We start from the raw sequence: 3,977 nt of genomic DNA on the forward strand, positions 1-3,977 counted from the left end.
CGTTAGGGCTACTAGCACAATAAGGAGTGTTACTTGGATTCTTACAAACTTAAAGAAGTTTTTACACCTTCTAAACCAGCAAGGGTTACATTTGTAGATCGATTAGATTTAAACGATGAGATCGTTACGGCTCTTGATATGCCCGGCACTCAGCTTATTGTGTATGGTCACACAGGCTCAGGAAAAAGTACTCTAATAGAGAATTTACTCTCTAGAGTTTATGAAAAGCAAATTAATACTAACTGCATGAAAGGTATGACTTTTGAGCAAGTTGTTCTTGATGCTTTTGATGAATTAGAAGAGTTTTATGTAGATGAGATTACCAACTCGAAAAAGACTTCCATAGATTCGCGCTTAAAAGCTACTTATCTGAATATTCAAGCCCAAATACAAGCAAAGTCAGAAACTGCTAGTAGTACTAAAGCCAAAAGGTATTTGCCGCCGCAGTTAACTCCACAAAGGCTAGCTAAATTGTTGGGAGAAGCAGGATATTGTTGGGTGCTAGAAGATTTTCATAAAATTGAAGGAGAAGAAAAGGAAAGACTAGCTCAAATGATGAAAGTCTTCGTAAACCTTTCTGATAAGTATGACGACCTTAAGGTAGTAGCTATTGGTGCGGTTAATACTGCTAGAGAAGTGGTTGAGATTGAAGGTGAACTAGATACAAGGGTCGCTGAATTTCATGTCGAACTGATGAGTGATGAAGAGATCGGGGAAATTATCGAGAAAGGCTGTGATGCCTTAAAGATAATTATTCCTGAAGGATTAAGAAAAGATATAATTCATTACTCAAATGGTTTGGGATCCATTTGTCATACTTTGTGTTATTTCATGTGCGATACAGCAGATATCAAGGAAACACTACAACAGCCTGTTGAGTTTGACTACACAGATTTACAGCACTCTTTAAGAAGGTATATAAGAAGAACTGAAGACAGTATAAAAAAAGCTTTTGACAACGCTTTTAGGCTTCCAAACATAGATGACACGATAAGGATTCTTGCTCAGCAAGAGCAAGATGGAGGACAAATAGAAGAATTATTAGGGTGGGCTAATAGTTCTGGAATTAATATCAAAAAAAATAAGCTAGAAGCAAACCTAAAAAAGCTTGAGTTAGAAAAACATGGTGAATTGGTTAAATACGATCAAGATTCATGGAAATTTAGTTTTTCAAATCCATTCTATCGCACGTTCGCATTAGCTTACTTTGAAAGCCAAGATGACAAGTTACGCAAAATGAACAAAAAGTCAGATGATGAATTGTTAAAAATGCTGAACATTGCTTTTAAAGCGTTCAAAAGTAACATCGCCCCTGATGAAGAGTAGCCCTAACAAGGCCATTAAAAGCGGACACGTAACCGTTGGCTCAGTTCCGCTTCGCTGCACATTGTAGCCAACTATTACTTAGCCGTTTATGGCGGCGTTGTGCGTCATTTCAAGTCAGTGACTTAAAAGCTGTGTTTACATCAAATCTTTTCTTTCAAATCAGCTTTTAGGTACAGTGGCGTAATCAAATTTTAAGTTGGTCTTGGCTTTTCGTTTTTCAATTTAAGCTGTGACCAGAAAGGTCATTCACCAGTAATGCTCTTCTTTACAATTTTGAGTTCGGTGGGTGTTTTTTAAATTAAAAGTTTAGCTCGTTGGTGCAGGCGCAAGCGCTTTAAAAGCAAATTGTAAACGCACAACAAGGCGCTAAACTAGGACAAAATTAAATAAGCTCGTCGCTTCGCTCGATTATAGCTTATTCAATTTTGCCTGTTAGCTAAGCGTTAGAGCTACAAAGGATTATCGTGCATCAAGAAACTGAAATGATAGTTTCAGCTATCGAAAGCCTGAAACAGGAACCTAATTATTTTAAAGACTACATTTTTCCAATTGCAAGCGCATTTTTCACGGCTATCTTAGGTGCTTTTATCGCTCATCTTGCACTTGGTAGACAAGAAAGCCTTAAACTAGAAAAGGATAAATTAATTGCAGCTAATAAGTGGACTTTAGACGTTGAAAGAGCAAGAGCTTCACTCATTGCGATTAAAGGTAATTATCACAAAAAATTGGAAGATAACCCTATTCAGAGGTTGGCAACAATTCCTAGTATTCTAATGAGATCAGAACCAGTATTAGAGAATTATCAAGATCTCGCCTTTATTGTCCCGTCCGAAGAAGAACATAATAAACAAGCACAGAAATGGGCACAAATTCCTAGAATTAATGCCATGATCGGAAACTACAATGCACTTTTGCATATGTGGGAAAAGAGAAATGAAATTAATGAAGCATTTAAACAAGCTATATTAGGTACATATGGCAACAAAGCATTTGCCAATATCACTATCCATGAAGCCGAAGCCGCTTTTGGAAGTGCGGGGTTAGTAGCTTTAATCGACGTTACTGAGAGGTGTATTAAATTAACTGATCACATCATCATTGAACTCAATGATTTCTTGGAAAACTTTCCAACATATGCCAAAACAAAGATAGATCTAAAAAGGCTAAAAAGCTTTGGAAAGCTTATTAGTTATTCGAACAATGAAAATGAGATTTTACTTGAACTCATAAAACCCGAAATCGAGGTCGATTTTTCAAGTGTACAAGCCCTGTATGGTGAAAGCATTAAAGATATAAAACAAAGGCATACGACTGGTTACGAGCAGCTCTAACAAGTTGTTTAAAAGGACAAAAACAGTTGTCTTTTGCTCCTTCGTCGCTAATTTTAGCCAACAATTTTTTGCCTCTTAACGAGGCGTTAGCTTTCTAGGAAGTGCAGATGACATTAAATGATTTAACGGTAAATTTCTCGCACCTTGAACGAGACTCTCTGTTATCTGAATGGGAGTGGTTATTGGGTGGAGAATATTTACCTATATTGCTTTCAGCTTCCGGCGATGCATTTGTTCAAAATGTAAATAATGGCCAAATTTGGTGGCTTGACTCAGGAGGCGGTGAGTTCTCACAAGTAGCTGAGACACCAGAAGACTTCAATGAGTTGTTAGCTGATAAAGAGTTCGTTATAGAATACTTTGCAGTTCAAATGGTAGGTGATTTAATAGAATCAGGTAAATCATTATCACATAACCAAATTTATAGCTTAACAAAACCTTGGCTGTTGGGTGGTGAGTATAAAATTGAAAATATTGAACCAACTGATATTGAGGTTCATTTTTCTCTAACAGGTCAAGTAGCACAACAAGTTGGTGTAAGCGAAAGCTAACAAGACCGTTAAACAAAGGACACAAAACAGCAGGCTGTGCTCCTTCGTCGCCAATTTTAGCCTGCTATTTTGTGCCGTTTACGGCAAGCGTTATGCGTCATTTCAATTGACTGAATCTAAATCGGTTTTTTCCTCAAGTCTTTTCTACAAATCCGCTTTTAGGTACAGTGGCGTAATCAAATTTTAAGTTGGTCTTGGCTTTTCGTTTTTCAATTTAAGCTGTGACCAGAAAGGTCATTCAACATTAGAGCGCTTCTTTGCAATTTTGGGTTCGGTGAGTGTTTTTAGAAATAAAAGTTTAGCTCGTTGGTGCAGGCGCAAGCGCTTTGAAAGTGTTGTGTCAACGCATAACAAGCAATTAAACAGGGATAAAAAACTTGCGGGCTATTCGCTTCGCTCAATTTTAGCCCACAATTTTTTACCCGTTAATCGGGCGTTATGCGTCACTTTAAATCGCTGTCTTTAGTACAGTTTTTGTCTCAAGTCTTTTCTTCAAATTAGCTTTTAGGTACAGTGGTGTAATTAAGTTTTAAGTTGGTCTTGGCTTTTCGTTTTTCAATTCAAGCTGTGACCAGAAAGGTCATTCACCAGTCGAACGCTTCTTTGCAATTTTGATTTTGGTGAATGTTTTTTAATTTTAAGTTTGGCTTATTGGTGCATGCGCAAGCGCTTCTAAATTTGAGTGTCAACGCATAACAAGCAATTAAACAGGGATAAAAAACTTGCGGGCTATTCGCTTCGCTCAATTTTAGCCCACAATTTTTTACCT

General features: G+C 37.3%; 3 protein-coding genes. All 3 read left to right on the top strand.

The genetic code is table 11. The features are described from left to right. Nucleotides 1-33: 33 nt before the first annotated feature. The 3 genes from ACGHEH_RS21355 (at nucleotide 34) to ACGHEH_RS21365 (ending at nucleotide 3,208) form a co-directional block, all read left to right on the top strand. Nucleotides 34-1,326, top strand: coding sequence for a hypothetical protein (locus tag ACGHEH_RS21355; protein WP_390449700.1), 1,293 nt, complete (start codon nucleotides 34-36; stop codon nucleotides 1,324-1,326). A 464-nt stretch (nucleotides 1,327-1,790) separates the two neighbouring features. Beyond that, the gene (locus tag ACGHEH_RS21360; RefSeq protein WP_390449703.1) at nucleotides 1,791-2,657 is read left to right on the top strand and encodes a hypothetical protein; all 867 of its coding nucleotides are present in this window, start codon (nucleotides 1,791-1,793) and stop codon (nucleotides 2,655-2,657) included. A 107-nt stretch (nucleotides 2,658-2,764) separates the two neighbouring features. Next, nucleotides 2,765-3,208, top strand: coding sequence for a T6SS immunity protein Tdi1 domain-containing protein (locus ACGHEH_RS21365; RefSeq protein WP_390449706.1), 444 nt, complete (start codon nucleotides 2,765-2,767; stop codon nucleotides 3,206-3,208). The last annotated feature ends 769 nt before the right edge of the window (nucleotides 3,209-3,977 follow it).

Source organism: Pseudoalteromonas sp. MTN2-4 (assembly GCF_042848605.1).
Lineage (GTDB): Bacteria > Pseudomonadota > Gammaproteobacteria > Enterobacterales > Alteromonadaceae > Pseudoalteromonas.